Below are 17,829 nucleotides of genomic sequence, written 5' to 3' on the forward strand. Positions count from 1 at the left end.
GGCCTTCTATACACTGTTGTTATATTATTTGAAGGCGGAAAGGCCACTCTCTAAAAAATTTTTATAATTCGACACCTCATAATCTGCTCCTTGGGGTTGTACCAGCATTTGTTCAGTTTTAGGATCTAACAGTATATAAAATGGTTGAGAATTGGATAAGAATTTTCTGGCCTGGAGATCACTCCATTTTTTCCCTATCGTATTTAGTTCCCGCCCTTCGGGAGTATGCACAATATCTTCAACTGCGAGTTCTGATTTATCATCTACATAAAGCTGAATAAGTATATAATCCTGGCTAATTAATTTATATACTTCCTTGTCTGGCCAAACATTTGCCTCCATTTTTCTGCAGTTTACGCAAGCATGCCCGGTAAAATCTATAAGCACTGGTTTGTTTAATTTTTTCGCCATTTCTACCCCTTCCTTATAATCAAAATAAGCATTCAATTTTAATGGGGCCTGAAATTTATCCGAATACTTATGAGGACGATCTTCTTGAACTGCCCCAGTTTGGGCATTTCCTTTTCCAGCTAGTAAACTGGAAGTATAAAGATCAAAATCCTGAGTTTGCTGGGGTGGCAAAAATGCAGATACCGAATGTAAAGGTGCACCCCATAATCCGGGAATCAGATAAACAGTAAAAGCAAGTACTACTGTAGCAAGGAAAAGTCTTGGCACCGAAATAAAGGCTAATGTGCTGTCATGAGAGAATTTTAGTTTGCCTAATAAGTAAATGCCCATTAGTCCAAAAATTACAATCCATAAGGCTAAAAATATTTCCCGGTCAAACCATTCCCAATGGTAGGCCAAGTCTACATTGCTTAAAAATTTTAATGCAAAAGCAAGCTCTAAAAATCCAAGAACCACTTTTACACTATTTAACCAACCGCCCGATTTTGGCAGTTTGTTCATCGCTGACGGGAACAGGGCAAATAATGCAAAAGGAATGGCAAGAGCGAGAGAAAATCCAAACATACCAATGGCCGGTCCTAATAATGCACCAGTGGTTGCAGCCTGAACAAGTAAAGTTCCAATAATTGGCCCGGTGCAGGAGAATGAAACCAGTGCAAGTGTTCCGGCCATAAAAAACAAACCACTCAAACCACCTTTATCTGCATTTGCATCTGCCTTATTTACCCATGACGAGGGCAAGGTAATCTCAAAGGCACCAAGAAATGAAGCGGCAAAAACAAGCAGTAACAGGAAGAAAAAGAAATTAAAAATCCCATTTGTAGACAGACTATTCAGTGCATCGGCGCCAAAAATAATTGTAACCAATAAACCCAGAACCACATAGATTAAAATGATGAAAAAACCATAGAGTGCAGCCCTTCCAAACGCTTTTCCTTTTTCAGACCCTTTGGTAAAAAAGCTTACTGTAAGCGGTAACATTGGAAAAATACAAGGCATAAGCAATGCAGCTAATCCACCAACAAAACCGGCTATAAAAATCCCCCAAAGTGTTTTGTGCCCTTCTTTTTCTGTTTTATTAATGGTCTTAACCAACGCGGAAGTTTTGGTCAGGCTATCTTTTATTTTCGCTGTTGTATCTTCTCCACCGGACTTAATTTCTGTAAAGTTCAGACCCTGGGTTGAGCTGGTATCCTGTGCCCGACTTGTTTGAATTAGAAGAAATGAAAATAAAATACCAAAAAAAATAATTCTTAATGAGTTCATATTTATAGTATCAAGCTTATTTTACGGGAATATTAAAATCAACTTGCTCTGGCGGCAGACATTGCTTGTCATTGCAAACCATAAATTCGACATTACCTTTAACGGTTATATTTTTGCCTTTGAGTTTAACTTTCTGCTGAAAGATAACCGAGTTTTCAAAATAGCTGACTTCCATTTTAAAATTAGGCTCGTTTCTGGTAATTGGTTTTGGTTCGGTGGTTTTACCTAATAAACTAAAGTCTTTCGAGTCAACAAAGCTAAAAGTGGTTTTAACAGGTCCTCCATCTTTAATCAATTGGGAGTAAAGATGCCAGCCTTTATCGATTGTGGCTTTAAAATAAAGCGTTGCCTCGGTTGGGCCATTTCTTTTTGCTGCGTAACTCCAGGTTACGGGTTTAAGAATCTGACTGTATGCGCTAAAGTTAAACAGCGTAACAATACAGCATAAAATAATGCTTCTTTTCATTTTTTAAGTTTATAGTTTGATTGATAATTTATGATAATCTACTAAAGGCCTGATAATCTATAAATTCGGTTTCGGGAGAAATGTAACCCGCTCTTACCGGCTCTTCCCTCATCAGATCGGTGCTTAAATATTTCTTATTGCTATCTGAAAATACGGTAACTACACAGCTTTCTACTCCCATTTGCTGCTGAAGCTTAATGGCTCCAATTACATTCGCACCGGAAGATATGCCTACAGCAAGGCCCAGTTTTTTAGCCAGCTTTTGTGCCATTAAAATAGCATCACCATCGTTTACCTGAATCACTTCATCCAACTCTTTTAGCTTTACAATTTCAGGTATAAACTCATCAGATATTCCCTGAATTCTATGGTTGCCTACTTTATAACCAGTAGTCAATGTAGGCGATTCAGCAGGTTCAAGCGGATGTATTTTGATATTAGCATTTTTAGCTCTTAAATAATTACCTACGCCCATAATGGTACCTCCAGTGCCTACCCCGGCAATAAAAGCATCAGGAAAAAGGTTTTTTAATTGTAATTGCTCCCAAATTTCCTTACCTGTAGAGCGTTCGTGTGCCTCAGGATTGGCCGTATTTTCAAATTGTTTGGGTAAAAATATATTTGGATCCTTAAGTGCCATTTCTTCGGCCATTTTGATACTACCAAGAAATCCACCTTCTTCTTTACTGACCAAAATAACTTCTGCCCCTAGACTTTTTATAATGTCAATCCGTTCTTTGCTGAGCCAGTTAGGCATAATAATTTTAACTGTGTGTCCTAAGGCCTTTCCTATTGCTGCAAAAGCAATTCCCGTGTTTCCGCTTGTCGCCTCTACAATCTCAGCTTCAGGTTTAATCTCGCCTTCGTGATAAGCTTTTTTTAAGGTGTAAAGGGCCATACGGTCTTTTATACTTCCAGTAAGGTTATAATGTTCACATTTTACATAAATCTTACCTGGCCTTCCATTAAATGTATAATTTAACTCAAGCATTGGAGTGTTTCCGATTAGAAGGGCTAACTGCTCAAACTTTTCATTCAAACCAGCGTTAATATCAGCTATCAAAACTCTCATCTTATAATAATTGTTGGATTTGTTTCAACAAAACTCAGTATCACAAATAATTATATCAATACATGCTAATTTTTACATAAATTTTATGGTATTTTGTCATATTATTAGTTCTTTTTTCAGATTTCAAATCTTATTCAACCATTAATTATATTTTTTTTCATTAACAGAGCAGTATGATACACGGAGATTTAGACCATACGGATACAGAGATTTTAAAAATTTTGCAGCAAGATGCCTCATTAACAAATAAGGAGATCGCTATTAAACTTCATAAATCTATTGCAACCATTCATGAAAGGATCAGGCGGTTGAAGGAACAAGGGTTTATTAAAAGGATTGTAGCTATTTTAGACCGGAAGAAAATCAACAAAAGTTTAATTGCATTTTCTCATGTTTTGTTAAAAGAACATACTGCAAATACATTGATTGAATTTGAAACAGAAGTTTCTAAGTTTGCTGAAGTCATGGAATGCTTGCAGATGACAGGAGCACATGATTTTATCCTTCGTATAGCGACAAAAGATATGGATGCTTACCATGAATTTTTGAGGAATAAACTGGCTACCTTACCGAATATCACAACTGTTCAGAGTTATTTCGTTCTTTCTGAGCCAAAAAATGAAACGGCCTATCCAATATAAATTAACTGGCAAAATGCTGCTGCCATAAACAAAAAATACCATTGTAATTTGTAAAATCAGCAACTTAATTAGCCTCTTTAACACTTATTTAGCAAAATCTTTAAAAATCCTGCTAAATAAGTATCAAAGCAACAACATCGAACCAAAAAAACACATTTATATAAAATATAATATACTAATTACTAAACAATTAAGTAGAATAAAATTAATAAATAAATCGTGTTGTACCGTTAAGGTCAGTAACGGTGCGTAATTCGAACCATTTTGTGGATGAATTGATTGAATTAGGCGGTTTTAGGAAAATTTTAGAGAATAATCAACCTCATAGTTTTTCTATATGATTTTGCTGTGAATGAGCAGGGTACTAATTTGCAGGAGCAATCTTGGCGGCTTTTGTTGCTACTGGAGCAATTTTTGCCTCTTTTTTACCTATAGTTTTATTGGCTCGTTGACCAACATTACTTTTGGCAAGTGTATCGGCTTTTGGTTTTACTGTTTCTTTTTTTACAACTATTTTTTTTGCGCTTTAAGGCCGGTTACAATTAACAGGGCACTTAAAAGAGTCAATATCTTTTTTATGATTCTCTAGTTTTATGAAGCTATCTGTTCTCTTTCTTAGGCTTGGTTGCTGTTTTATTTGAGTCGACAACTGCATACAGCAGTTTTGGTTTTTTCTTTGAGTTTACTCAATACCTGTGCTTATGCTATCCCTCCTATACCAAGGGTAATTGTGCCTGCATTGCTATTTGCAGCATAAGGTACATTGTAAATAGTATAAATTTTAGTTTTTTAAGATTTTGCATTTATAATAAATTATTGTTTTCGGTTTTGATCAATTGAAGGTTATATTTTTGCTTTTTCATAAGTACCGGAAGCATTACCTGCTTTTTTATTTAAATCTAATACAATAACAAAAGGCTTATTATCTGCTCTTGCAGAAGTATGTATAAAATATTGGTTTTCACTAATTTCTTCAACTTTTAATGTTGTGTTTGGCTGTTCCAATAAAGAAGCGGTGGTTATAGAGGTTTTTGCTGGTAGCTTTACCCTAAATGCACCCGATACCGGAACGTTGAAAATAATCATATAAACTTTGTTTGATCCGGTTTTACCGGTAAAATAGCCCCAATCCTGTTTTTCTAAACCTGCATACTGACAATTATAAATGGCTTCATTATTCACTCTCATCCAGTTGCCAATACCTGCTGCTAAGTCAATTTCTTCTTTACGGATAGAGCCATCTCCTTTTGGACCAAAATTTAATACAAAGTTACCGCCCAGCGAAACACATTTGGCTGTCATCTCAATTAATTCATTTACCGTTTTAATGTGGCCATTCCAGGCTTTATTGTAGCCCCATTGGTTTTCTGGAACCGTCATTACACAATCCCAGTCATTGCCATGTACATCTTCTATCTTATTTGGAATTTTACGTTCCCAGCCTTGCTCATAATCCCCCATCAACCTTCCATTTGAATCATTATGGCGTTTACCAAAATCATCAGGGCGGAAACGGCTACCGATTATTAATCCTGGTCTTAAAGCCCTCATTTCTTTTTCCAATTCATCAGCAAAGGCTGCTTGTTTAACCCATGATTTATCCCAGGTACCATCAAACCACAATCCTTTTGCGGTAGGATATTTATTTAAAAGTTCTAATAATTGGTTGCGGGTAAATTTCTTAAATCCTTCAAAAGCTATACTGTCTTCTTTGGTTTTTATTTCATATCTCCATCCTGGCTGATTCCAGTCCATAATTGAAAAATATAAAATCACATCTATACCTTCTTTATTATAGGCGTTTACCAACGGACCGATAATATCCTTTTTATAAGGAGAATTGGCTACCGTATATTTTGTGTATTTACTTGGCCAAAGGCAAAACCCATCGTGATGTTTAGTGGTTATGGTTACATATTTTGCGCCCATTTGTTTAGCCGTTTTTGCCCAACTTTCGGGATTAAATTTGGTTGGATTAAATTTGTAAATTAAAGAATCGTAAGTAGATTTTGGAATTCCATTCCATGATCGGATCCATTCGGCTGCACCATTATAAGTTTTACCATTCCATTCTCCGCCGGGAATAGCATATAAACCCCAATGAATAAATTGTCCTAAGCCATAACCACGCCATTTGGCCATTACGCTATCGGTGCGTTTATCAATGCGGTGTGCGCCATGTTTTAAGGGAATTGTATCGGTTTTAACTACTTTTTCTTGTGCGTAAATCACATTTAGGCTCAAAACCATTAAGCCAAGAACTAAGCCGAAACGTTTTATATTAAAGTGAATATTCATATAATAAGGGATTTGTGTGTTGTAAATTCTAGTCTTTATAGTTTAATGGTAACTTCTTTCCTCCTGCTGGTTCAGGGTTTTCAATTGGATTAAATGGGTTGTAATAATATAAACCTGCGGCCTTATATAAAAGCAAATGCGATTTAAGCCGGTCCATAAAATCTTCCAGATTTTTATTTTCGTTGCAGGTCCATGCCGTTTCTGCAAGCGCAGCCAAACGTGGGAAAAGCAAATAATCAAGTCGTTTATTATCTGCTACGGTTTCCGTCCATAAATTGGCCTGGATTCCTAAAATATTCGATTGATTTTCAGTGACTAATTGTGAGGGATTAAATTGATATACCGATTGAACGGGATTAAACTTCTTATCCCATTTACGTCCAAATTTATGTGTACTATCTTGTACAAAATCGAAGTAAAAAGGTAATCTTGGGCATATAATTGTTTGATAACCTTTAGCTAAAGAAGCTTTCAAAACTTCAGGACGATCATGTCGCCACCAAAACATAATGGTTTTATCCACAGGCAAACCTGCATCAACCATTTCATCCCAAACTAAAACCTGCGACTTTAATTTATAGACAGAGTCTGCCATTCTTTTCATAAAATATTTTTCCACCTCCTTTTCATCCTTCAATGCGTGCTTTGCTTTTAAAGTCTGTATTTCAGGATTTACTTTCCATTTTTCATTACCGAAACTTACTTCATCGCCGCCAAGGTGAATTTTATCAGAAGGGAAAAGCGAATGTGTTTCTTTAAGAATGTCACTTAAAAAACCGTATGTTTTTTCATAGCCAGGGTTAAAAGTAAAATCTGGATGTGCAGCAGAACCACCGCCAGAAAATTCGGGATATGCTTTATTAGCTGCAGTTGCATGTCCGGGCATATCAATTTCAGGAATAACCTGAATAAAACGTTCTGCGGCGTATGCTACAATTTCTTTAATATCTGCCCGACTGTAATATTGGGCAGGTAAATTTGGATTCAGGTAATCGCCCTTTCCTCCTATCAAGGCTAGATTAGGGTATTTAAGAATATCTATTCTCCATGCTGGCTCATCTGTTAAATGCCAGTGAAAGGTGTTAAGCTTGTAAAAAGCCATCCAATTTAATATCGATTTAACTTTATCTCTCCCAAAGAAATGACGCGATTCATCGAGCATAAAACCTCGCCAACTGTAGATTGGAGCATCTTTTATACTGCAATTTTGAATTTCATTATTATTTGAGGCAAGTTGTAAAAGAGAAATTATTCCATAGAAAATTCCCTTATCACTTGCAGCAGTAAGGGTTATTTTTTTTGAGCTGACAACCAACCGATAAGCTTCCTGGTTAGTGTTTTTGCTATCTTTTACTAACTCTAAAACTATCGTTGGTTTGTTACTTTTTGAATTTATAGCAATATCTACATTTTTTTGAACTGACAATTCATTTTTTAAATATTGGGCAAGTTGCTTTAGTTTTGCATTATTTATGGATATGGTGGTATGGTTATCGATTTTAAACATACCATTTGCTTTTACAAAAGATTGGGGCATTGGAATTATTGCCTGATTTTGCTGTGCAAATACCATCTGTGTGAGACAAAAAAAAGCTACAAATAATAGATTTCTCATGAATTCAAAGTTATTTTTAATACATAAACGGGCACAGCAATATTTTGGTTATAATCTAACGGAAGGCTCACCTTTAAATCTGAATCTGATAAAATCCATTTAATTTTTTTAGCATTCCCAAGCAAGGTTACATTTTTAATTGAAGCCATTTCACTATTTATTTTATTCAGGGTAACTTCCGGGTCTTTCCAGCTTCTTAAAAACACATAAATTGTATTTTCTTTGGCTGTGTAATAAATATCTGGTTTTGTTGTAGATGGAGTTGCATCAAAAACTGCATCTTTTATTGTATTTTTACTATTATCTACTTCATTTTTAGCAGTTTCCGCATTTTGTTCCTTAACATATTTCCAGGGCCGTGTATTGTAAATGGCTTCCTGGTTAATTGCCATCCACGAGCCTATTGTTTTTAGTCTTTCTGCAGACCAATCTGCAAAGGTTCCATCACTCTTTGGGCCAACATTTAACAATAAATTACCTCCATTGGCTACCACTTCCACTAAATGACGTACTAAAACTTCAGGCGATTTCCACACGCTATCGTGCTTGTTATAGCCCCAATTCTGCCCAATGGTAATGCAAGATTCCCATGCCTTTTTTGAAGAAGGCGTTAGCGTTTGCTCTGATACCGAAAAATCACCAAAGCCATTTCCAATACGGCTATTAAAAAGACAATTGGGTTGTAAACGGTTAACCAAAGTTTTTAATTCAGCACTTTCTGCCTTGCTAATCATTTCAGGCGTATCAAACCACAATACACCTATTGGTCCATATTTAGTAAGTAATTCTGTAATTTGAGGTTTTACTTTACGCTCAAAATAGCGGTTAAAAACCTTCGAATCCTCATCCGGGTAATCCCATGTATTGCTTCTACCAGCTTTAACAGGCCAATTTGTGGGTACGTCAGGATCTGCCCAATCGCGCCCCAAAGAATAATAAAGGCAAAGTTTTAGACCGTACTTTTTGCATGCTTTTGCAAGTTCTGCAACGGGATCCCGTTTAAAAGGTGTTCTTTTTACAATGTTATAATCGCTGCTTTCCGATTCGTACATGGCAAAGCCATCATGGTGTTTTGTGGTAAAAACAATATATTTCATACCAGCCTGTTTGGCTGTTCTCACCCATTGATCGGCATCGAATTTAACGGGATTAAACTGATTTGCAATACGAGCATATTCTTTAACCGGAATGCGTTCGTACAACATAAAGTGCTCCCCTCCTTTTACCGCGTGTCCTTTCCAATCACCTGCAGTTTGGGCATATAAGCCCCAATGCAAAAAGAGACCAAATTTATCTGCTTTAAACCAATCCATACGGTCGGTTTGTGCAAATAAGCTCGGTATTGAGTTTATAACAAGTAGTGTGATGAGGTAAAATTTCTTCATTAATGGAATGTAAACGCACCGGAGCTTTTCCGGTGCGTCATTTAGTTAATTTCTTGTGTAAATTTAAAAAGCTTGTCTATTATATCCTTTTCATATCTATTAATTTACAGCAACTACTTTAATAGAAGATGTTTGATCATTAAAAGTTGATAAGAAACTCGTGGTTGAAGTTACTTCGTAGCCGGTACCCGTAAAATTATCTCCGTTGTAAAGAATTGACTTTACCCCTAAACCTAACTTAACAGAAGATATATCATTATTACTGATACCTTTTGCTATTAAGTCTGCAGTGGTGTAGTTACCAACGGGAAGCTCTACAGCATAACCGCCATAACTTCCATTTTGATAGAATGTTGCCGATCCATTTGCACCAATTTGAGGCACCCCATTTAAAAATGAGAATGAATAATTTTTACTAACCACATTGCCATTTTTTAATAGCAGTTTAACCCTGATATTATATGGTTCATTTGTTTTATACTGAAGATCATTAAGTGCTATACTTCCAGTAAAAGTATTGCCCACAGCTGTATTAAATCTCCATGTTACTGCATTGTAATCAGCATCGCTACTGCCTAAATCTGGGTCCATATAAATCAATATATCGCTTACTTCTTTATTGCTGGTATATGAGCCACTTACATTAAACGATTGACTAGCAGAGCTATAAACAAAATTCGCATCAAAAGTTGCAGTTGCGGCTTCGTAAGGAATTTCAGTTGGTAATGGGTTTTGAAAAACCTCGTTACGATTCAAAATTGCGGCGTCGGCAGGGGTTAAAAACGTTGGTTGGCCTTTACTAAACGTTACATTTCCATTTGCCATTAATGAAGTGCCGAGTGTAGGTCTTTCGCTTGTGTATTTACCGGCATCATGAGGTAAGTTTAAGCCATGCCCTAATTCATGCAGCATTCCTCCAAGGTAATTAGATGTAGGATTAGGAATTTTATCGACAGCCATATTTGCATTATCCAGAGCGAAACAATTTTTACCATAACCATAAAAAGGTTGGTCGCCACCATCTGTTCTCATTGGCATTAAAATTAATGTATGTGATGAATTGGAAAACTCAGTTGGGTGTGCAGCTTTGTAAGTATTAATTTCAGCCAAAATTTTGTTGGCAGAAACACTGGCGCTGTAAGGATAAGCAGATTGACCAAATTGTGCTGGAATTTCTATAATCTTAACCAGATTTGTAGAATCATTAATTGGCAATCCCATGTATTTATCATAACCATACCGAAGCATTTCTGTATGAAACCAACTTTGGAAATGTGTAAAAAGTGCGCTCAAACGTGTTTTATAATCTGGCAATGCCGGATTATCCGTGGGTACAAACATTACAATGTTTAAATTTTTGGTGTTGGTTGTAAATCCTGCTCCGTTACTGAGGCTCAGGGCAGATTCTGTTTTTTTAAGTTGCGAAGTTTCTTCTTTTACAACAGCTGCCTTTTTGCACGAACTTATTAAAATGCCACTTACAATAAACAGCATCATCGTTAAAATAATGCGTTGTTTTCTTCTAATTTTAGTTGTTTTCATAGGTAAATGAATTGGTTTTTAGTTAATTGATTATTTATTTATCTCAAATTTTCATACTTTATTCTTTTCAAATGGTTATTAGTTAATAAAATGTATAAGGTGAATGATTCTAATCTTTAAATTTCACTTTCAAAATGCGCACATCATTATCCAGAACAGGTAGCTGATTAGGCATGCTTATTTTAAGTCCGTTCATATCCTGATGCCAACTAATTTCGGCCATATCATTATCCAGTGAAACATCACTTACCTTCATAATCTCTGTCGTTAAAGATTTCACAATCAGCTCTCCCGTTTCGGCAGCCTTTAATAAAATCTGTACCTCGTCTTGTTTTCCGGAATAAAAAATCATTGGATTTACTTCCTTAATTGTTAATTCATTAGTCATGCGCAATTCAATATGTTTTAATAGATTTTGTTTTCTTTCTTTAAGGTTTTACCATCCAGGGTTTTGAATAAGCGTTGATGCTTTATTAATCTCTGCTTGTGGTATGGGTGCAAAATAAGCCCGTTGCTGCCAGTTTACAACTACCGCATTTCCTGGCGCATAGGTAAATGTTCCATTCGTTTCTCTACTCACCAGCATAGAGGTTGTATTCATTTTTTCTGTTATTTCTGCTGTTCTCCATCTTCTGGTATTGTACCAAAACAAACCTTCCTGGAAAAATTCAGCAACATAATCTGCTTGAATTACCTTACGTAAATCGGCTTGCGAAATACCAACTGCAATACCATATCTGTTATCACTACCGGAACTAATTCCTGCACGGCTTCTTAATTTGTTTAAGTAAGTTACAGCTTGTTCTGTTTGACCCATTTCATTAAGTGCTTCTGCGTAACCCATAACCATTTCGGCTAAACGAATTACCGGATAAGCTCTGTTTGAGTTTGCTATCCCACCAGGAGCAATAGAATCATTACACATCTTTCTGGAGTAATATCCTGTTCTGGTGTAATAAGCTTGTATTCCATCGGCTGTCATTGCACCTGTAGATTTATTAAAATAAATATCAATAGGAACTAATGTGGTACCTGAGCCGCTTTTCCAGATGGGCGCCTGATTGTAGATAATTGAATAATAAAAACGGGGTTCTCTGTTTACATAAGGATTAGCCGGATTATAGCCTGAGGTTGGATCTGTTATAGACTTTCCATTTTGCATTCCAAAGTTGGCTACCGCATTTTCGCTAGGATTGTTGTACCCACCAGAACCATTGCGACTTCTTGGGAAACGATAAGTTTCTAGTGCGCTTCCGCTCCAAAAATAAGGGGTAATTAATTCTGAATTTCTACGTCCTTTTAAAAACATTTTCCAAAATCCATGGCCTGGTCTTGTACTGTTATCAACCACTAAACTATAATCAGGCATTTCAATAACTGCTTTCAAAGCATCGGCCGCTTTTTGCCATAATGAACTGTTATAGCTTGCAGAATAAGTAATATATGGAAGTATATTAGCATCCGAAGAAAATGAGTTTCCGTTAAATAAAGGACTGGCTGCTGTAAGTAAAATTCTTGCTTTTAAAGCTAAAGCGGCACCCTTTGTAGCATGTCCGTATTCACTGGCATCCTGAGCAGATGCTGCTGGTAAATCTGCAGCCGCAGCATCAAGTTCGCTTACTACAAAATCAACACATTCTTTATAGGTATTTCGTTTAGAAATTAATGGGTCCTGAACGTCAAGAGGTTCATTTGGCATAATTTGCACACCACCGTAAAACCGGATTAAGCCTATGTAAAAAAATGCTCTTAAGTATTTTGCCTCGGCCATCAGGCGTTTCTTTCTCGGAGCAGAAATAGGACTATTTACCGCTTTCTGCATAAATAAAGACGCTTGTCTTATTTTTCTATAATAGGTTGTCCAATAATTATTAAAAGCATAGTTTGTAGCGGTGTAAGTACCTTGCATTACACTTTTGGTTGGATCATCCCAATAGCCCATTGACAGTGTAGTTTGATCGTCTAAACAACCATACTCATTATTTACTGGCGTCGTAATCATGGTGTACCTTGCCGGGATAACATCCTGCCCGGTAAAAGCGTACATATCGGTAATTAAAGCCGATGTTAAAGCACTATCGGCAAAAACTTTATCTTCGGTAAGTGTTTCGGCTTTTTTATCTAAAAAACCTGCCTTTTTACAGGCTGAAAAAGCAGTAATGACTACTATAGCTAAACTGCCTAAAAGATATTTTAATTTCATATTATTCTTAATTATAAGCCAAACTGAATTCCAAAATTGTAAATGCGCTGTTGCGGATATTCATTTAAATCGCCAATATTGGTTGTATTTGAAGATCCCGTAACAGATTCAGGATCGATAAACACAGGCAATGCTGTATAAATTAAACCCATATTATAGCCGTTAGCATAAACTCTGATGTTGTTTACATGAAGTTTTTTTGCAATAGAAGTAGGCAAACGATAACCAATTTCTACATTTTTCCAGCGCACATAATCTCCTCTTTTAGCCCAATAAGTAGAGTATGGTGAATTTGTAGAACCACTTCCGCTTAATACAGGAAAAGTTGCATTTTCCGCGGTAACTGGCGTCCACCTACCTAAATTGTATGGAATAGATTGATTTTCAGGGCGACTGTAATTAATAATTCCTCGTTGAATATTGATCAGGTATTTAAATGAACTTTGAAATAAAGTGCTAAAATCAAATCCTTTATAGGAGAAACCAAAGCTCAAACCTGCAATATATTCAGGTTGGTTTGTACCAATGTAACCCATATCATTTTGATCAATAATTCCATCGCCATTTAAATCAACCAACTTAACACCACCTAAACCTGTGTTGGATAAAGGGGTTGAAGTAATAAGCTTAGGGCTGGTGTATAAATCAGCAAGCGATTGGTAAAGACCTGCATCCTGATAAGCAAACAAAGCACCTACTGGTCTGCCTGTTAAACCTAACCAAGGATATCTTGAAGAGCCCTCATCTCTGAAAACCACCTTATTTTCTGAATGGCTAATCTGTGCATTAACAAAATAGCTAAGCTTATTAGAAAGTGCATTATCACGGTAGGTTAATTCAAATTCGTATCCTTTATTATCTACAATACCTAAATTAACAAAAGGTAGCGATGCACCAAATGACGAGGCAACGGATGCTCTTTGCGTTAGAATATCTTTTCTGCGTTTTTTATAGAAATCTGCTGTAAAAGCTAATTTCCCCTTAAACATCTTTAAATCCAAACCTATATTGGCGTCTTTTTGCGTTTCCCAGGTAATGTTATTATTAGCCAAAGTTGGCTCTATTAAACCCGTTGAAGTTGTACCTGGTGTTTCTCCAAAAACATAAGGCTTTCCACTTCCTGATGAATACGTTTTTTCATAAGCATATACCGTAGTCCCGATACCATCATTACCCACCATACCGTAAGATCCTCTTATCTTTAAGTTATCAATAAACTTAATATTGTTCTTAAAAAATGGTTCTTCGCTAATGTTATAACCAACACTAACGGACGGAAAAAACTGATATAATTTGCTGGATTGAAACTTGTTAGAGCCATTATAAGCCCCATTAAAATCAATCAGGTATTTTTGCTTAAAGTTATAACTTACTCTTCCCGTTATACCTCTAACATTGTAAGGATCGTAAGTAATTAATGTATTGCTTACAACGGTTTCTTCCGATTTTGTGGTTTGATTTAACAACGCAAGTGCACTTACATTGTGCGAGCCGAAACTTCTGTTGTATTTTAAGGAAGCTTGTAAATTAACCAATCTGTTTGAGCCATTGTAACCACCTGTACGGGATAATTTACCCAAGCGGTATAAATTATTTACTACTGGCATATAACTGTTCAAATTTGGATCCCAGTAATAGGTTGGTATTTCTGAAGAACTTCTGGTTAAATTGCGACTAAACTTATAATCACTTGCATAAGAAACCAATACATTGGCAGACAAGCCTTCGGTTATAAAATTTAATTTATGATCAATTTGAGATACAAAAGCAAGGTTATTGGTATAATCTCTATTGTAACCGGACCATCTTAAATTTGCGATTGGATTTATTTTGGTTGCACCACTGGTAGAACCGCCATAAGTACCATTTTGATTATACGCAGGGTAAGCAAATGCCGATAATTGTCCATTCCACAAATATTGTAAAGTTGGTGCACCGCCATTTCCGGGAGAATCGTTTGGCGAATTCGTCACTCCAAATCTGCCTGATAAATCAAACCTGATGTGAAGATCCTTTGTTGGATCTAAATCTACATTTGACCTGAAATTGTAACGATCGAAATTGTAATTACCATTATAACCTTCATCTTTAGTAAAATCATTATATAAACCACCCTGGTTAAAATAGCCCAAAGAAACAAAATATTTAGTTTTTTGTGTACCACCGCTAATGTCGAAGTTGGTACGGTTTTGCATACTAAATTTTTGAGTCAGTTCTTTCCACCAGTCTACAAAAGGAAAATTATAGGGATCATCCTTTAGGCGATAATGCTCTAAATTATTCCCTCCAAAATATTTAGGATATTGCGTAGCAGGATCAAGATATTGCTCAGCTGTTGTTTCTCTTAATAAGGCTAATGTGGTGTATCCATCATTGGTATCAAAGTTCATCGCCGAGCTATTTAAACCCGTTTCCTGACGGAAAGTTAATTGCGGTTTACCGGCCTGCCCTCTTCGGGTTTTAATAACCACAACTCCATTTGCACCACGTACACCATACAATGCTGTTGTAGAAGCATCTTTTAAAATAGTTAAGCTTTCAATCTCATTTTGGTCAATCATACCGATCTGATCTGAAGTAACTTCAATATCATCAACCACAATTAATGGTGTAGTTGAGCCTTGATAAGTACTAATACCCCTGATTTGAAAATTTGCACCATCTTTACCCGGCTGTCCGCTTCTTTGTTGCGAGAAAAAACCTGGTAAACGACCTGCAAGTGAGTTTTGCAAACTCGAAGTAGGACTTTGTCTGATTTCTTTCCCTGTAATAGAGCTAATTGAACCTGTACTGGTTATTTTATTGGTTTTTTCGCCAAAACCCAGAATTACAACTTCTTCCAACCCTTTTGAATCCTCAGCCATGGTTACATTAGCCGTAGTTTTACTACCAATATTAACTTCCTTTTTCAGGTAGCCAAGCGAATAAAACACCAGAATTTTAGAAGTTCCTTTTAAGGTAAGTTTGTACCTTCCGTTTTCATCAGTAACGGTTCCATTAGCAGTAGCTTCTTTTTGATAAACACTTGTAGCCGGAATAGGCCCTTTATCATCAGAAACAACTCCTGAAACGACCTGTGCAGTTTGTGCCTGAACAGTATTTTTTACAAAAATGGCTAAGACTAGACATAGCCCATATATATATCTTTTCATACGATTATTAATAGGATTACCAGTTTGGGTTTTGAACCATTTTATTATTGGCCGCAGATTCCTTAAATGGAATTGGGAACAGATACATTTTTCCTGCTTCAAACTTTACGGGAGCGGCATCTACAATCTTATAAGTTGTTGTACCACCACTCAAAGTTGCCTGAATGCCATGAAGCGTTCCGTTTAATACGTTTTCGGCAATTTTCCAGCGACGAATATCCCAGAAACGCTGCTCTTCAAAAGCCATTTCTACACGACGCTCATGACGGATGCGCAAACGCATTTCATTTTGTGTTAACCCTGCAGGAAGCGCAGGCATATTTACCCTGCTTCTTATGGCATTTATTGCTCCATATACATTTCCATCGGGGCCAACTGCTTCATTTTGTGCTTCGGCATAATTCAGTAATATTTCAGCATACCTAAAAATTGGAAAATTATGATTTTGTACCGTGTAAGCACTTTCGCTCGTGGTTCCTGTCATAAACTTTCTGAGGTAATACCCCGTTCTGGTTTCGCCAGATGTAGCATTTCCATAACCTTTAGGCCGATCCAATCCCCCATCATAAGTTTGTACATTTCTGGTAAGCCAATAAAGTCCGTTAAAAGAAACCGAACTGGCCAGGCGTGGATCGCGGTTGTAATAGGGATTGTTAAGCGAGTAGCCAGAGCCATTATCGGCAATCATTTTTCCATCAAAGGTTTCAAACTCATTAACAAGCTCTTGCGTTGGATTGGTTTTACCCAAACCGCCACGGGTATAACCAATTGGCTCATTATTATATTCTACACCAGTATTTGTAGCCTGTAAGTAAGGCAAAATGATTTCGGCACTATAACGATTGGAAAAAACATTTAAAAACTTGTTTACACCAGCAACATAGTTGTTTATGACCCCAGTTGGAGCCAAAGCAGCCATATTGGTTGTAGTGTAGTGTGCAGTTGTAGTTGCTGTTGATAAAGCGTAAACAAATTTATTAGCCGTAACACTATCCATTACATCTTTTGCGGCAGTAGCAGCGGCAGTCCATTTAGATAAATCATTTGAAGGATTATTTAGCGGACTAGCCGCGTAAAGCATTAATCTGGAGCGTAATGCCAGGGCTGCGCCAGTTGTAAACCTTCCGAAATAAATAGTAGTGTAACTGCTGGTTGTGTTTGGAGAGATTAAGAACGGTAAAATTGCTTTAATCTCCGTGTTAATATAATTTACGCATTCCTGATAGGTGTTTCTAGGCAGATTTAGATTACTGCTCAAATCATAAATATTATCGCCTATTATTGGCACACCGCCCCATCTTTTAATCAGTTCGAAATAAAACATCGCCCTTAAACCTCTGGCTTCAGCTTTCCATCTTTGTTTAAAACCTGGCGTTTTTAAAGGAACCTGATCAATGTTTGCCAAAAACTCATTTACCTTTCTAATTCCTGCATAGTTTGCATCCCAGGTATTATCTGGCAGGTTTACCTGATTAAAAGCACCGTTAGAATAAAATTGAACAATATCTGCTGTTGAAGAAGGTAAAGCATCATCAGAACCCGCGTCCAGCAGGTTATTTCCAATTCTATTATATCCCTTTGGTAAAGTGGAATAAATGTTATTTAAAAACTCTTCGGCGTACTTACCTAAAGAATCTGTTTTATCAAAAACCAAATCTTTATTTGCATTTTCAAGTGGCCCGTCCTCAATCATTTTCTTACAACCTGTGGTTAACATTAAGCATGAAAAGAATGCGAACAGAAGTGTATATATAAATTTTTTCATATCTAAAGTTTTT

General features: G+C 36.5%; 12 protein-coding genes. 1 reads left to right on the forward strand and 11 read right to left on the reverse strand.

The window, feature by feature from the left end; all coding sequences use genetic code 11:
• Positions 1-24: 24 nt before the first annotated feature.
• The 3 genes from O0955_RS09165 to O0955_RS09175 are packed head-to-tail and all read right to left on the reverse strand — an operon-like array spanning position 25 to position 3,215.
• Positions 25-1,677 carry a protein-disulfide reductase DsbD family protein gene (locus O0955_RS09165; protein WP_269427251.1) on the reverse strand — a complete coding sequence of 551 codons (1,653 nt, stop codon included), beginning with the start codon at positions 1,675-1,677 and terminating at the stop codon, positions 25-27.
• A gap of 16 nt (positions 1,678-1,693) precedes the next feature.
• On the reverse strand, positions 1,694-2,143 hold the full coding sequence (locus O0955_RS09170) for a protein-disulfide reductase DsbD N-terminal domain-containing protein (RefSeq protein WP_269427252.1): 450 nt from the start codon (positions 2,141-2,143) through the stop codon (positions 1,694-1,696).
• Positions 2,144-2,171: 28 nt separating this feature from the next.
• Entirely contained in the window at positions 2,172-3,215 is a 1,044-nt protein-coding gene (locus O0955_RS09175; protein ID WP_269427253.1) for a PLP-dependent cysteine synthase family protein, read from the reverse strand.
• Positions 3,216-3,388: 173 nt separating this feature from the next.
• Here O0955_RS09175 and O0955_RS09180 point away from each other — a divergent pair, with 173 nt between their 5' ends.
• Positions 3,389-3,856, forward strand: a complete 468-nt coding sequence (locus O0955_RS09180; RefSeq protein ID WP_269427254.1) for an Lrp/AsnC family transcriptional regulator — start codon at positions 3,389-3,391, stop codon at positions 3,854-3,856.
• Positions 3,857-4,699: 843 nt separating this feature from the next.
• Here the strand turns inward: O0955_RS09180 and O0955_RS09185 are convergent.
• The 8 genes from O0955_RS09185 to O0955_RS09220 form a co-directional block, all read right to left on the reverse strand.
• The gene (locus O0955_RS09185) at positions 4,700-6,154 is read right to left on the reverse strand and encodes an alpha-L-fucosidase (RefSeq protein ID WP_269427255.1); all 1,455 of its coding nucleotides are present in this window, start codon (positions 6,152-6,154) and stop codon (positions 4,700-4,702) included.
• A gap of 28 nt (positions 6,155-6,182) precedes the next feature.
• A complete protein-coding gene (locus tag O0955_RS09190) occupies positions 6,183-7,769 on the reverse strand; it encodes a beta-N-acetylhexosaminidase (protein ID WP_269427256.1) in 1,587 nt (528 codons plus the stop codon).
• The gene (locus tag O0955_RS09195; protein WP_269427257.1) at positions 7,766-9,154 is read right to left on the reverse strand and encodes an alpha-L-fucosidase; all 1,389 of its coding nucleotides are present in this window, start codon (positions 9,152-9,154) and stop codon (positions 7,766-7,768) included. Before O0955_RS09195 ends, O0955_RS09190 begins: the two co-directional genes overlap by 4 nt.
• Before the next feature lie 99 nt (positions 9,155-9,253).
• Complete coding sequence (locus O0955_RS09200) at positions 9,254-10,696, reverse strand: beta/gamma crystallin family protein (protein ID WP_269427258.1); 1,443 nt, start codon at positions 10,694-10,696, stop codon at positions 9,254-9,256.
• 109 nt (positions 10,697-10,805) lie between these two features.
• Positions 10,806-11,084 (reverse strand): hypothetical protein, encoded by a 279-nt coding sequence (locus O0955_RS09205; RefSeq protein ID WP_269427259.1) that lies wholly within the window; start codon positions 11,082-11,084, stop codon positions 10,806-10,808.
• Positions 11,085-11,132: 48 nt separating this feature from the next.
• The gene (locus O0955_RS09210; RefSeq protein WP_269427260.1) at positions 11,133-12,899 is read right to left on the reverse strand and encodes a RagB/SusD family nutrient uptake outer membrane protein; all 1,767 of its coding nucleotides are present in this window, start codon (positions 12,897-12,899) and stop codon (positions 11,133-11,135) included.
• An 11-nt stretch (positions 12,900-12,910) separates the two neighbouring features.
• The gene (locus tag O0955_RS09215; protein ID WP_269427261.1) at positions 12,911-16,051 is read right to left on the reverse strand and encodes a SusC/RagA family TonB-linked outer membrane protein; all 3,141 of its coding nucleotides are present in this window, start codon (positions 16,049-16,051) and stop codon (positions 12,911-12,913) included.
• Positions 16,052-16,067: 16 nt separating this feature from the next.
• Positions 16,068-17,816 (reverse strand): RagB/SusD family nutrient uptake outer membrane protein, encoded by a 1,749-nt coding sequence (locus O0955_RS09220; RefSeq protein WP_269427262.1) that lies wholly within the window; start codon positions 17,814-17,816, stop codon positions 16,068-16,070.
• Positions 17,817-17,829 lie beyond the last annotated feature (13 nt).

The sequence above is a fragment of the Pedobacter punctiformis genome (assembly GCF_027213715.1).
Classification (GTDB): Bacteria; Bacteroidota; Bacteroidia; order Sphingobacteriales; family Sphingobacteriaceae; genus Pedobacter; species Pedobacter punctiformis.